Annotated in this window: 1 protein-coding gene; it reads right to left on the bottom strand. The window is 57.9% G+C overall.

Features of this window, described 5'->3' with window-relative positions:
• The coding region (locus tag AAEZ08_RS23085) for a sulfatase-like hydrolase/transferase (protein WP_500125203.1) at positions 1–261 on the bottom strand (261 nt) is incomplete at both ends.

Raw genomic sequence — 261 nt, 5'->3', positions numbered from 1 at the left:
ATAGTCGGCACGATGTCGATCTGCGTACCCACGGTGTGGTCAAGCTCGCCGAACTTTTCCTGCATGCCCGGCGCGATCATCAGCATCGGCACGTTGAAGCGACCCAGGTCCATTTCGGTGATCTGCTGCTCGTTGCCGAAGCCATGGTCGCCGACGATGACGAACAAGGTTTCCTTGAAGTACGGCTCCTTACGGGCCTTTTCAAAGAACTGGCCTAGGGCCCAGTCGGAGTAGCGCATGGCCGTCAAATGGTCGTTGAGG

The organism is Pseudomonas sp. E45-MNA-CIBAN-0222 (genome assembly GCF_040310405.1).
Taxonomy (GTDB): domain Bacteria; phylum Pseudomonadota; class Gammaproteobacteria; order Pseudomonadales; family Pseudomonadaceae; genus Stutzerimonas; species Stutzerimonas stutzeri_AC.
This window is presented reverse-complemented; position numbering and strand designations above follow the sequence as displayed.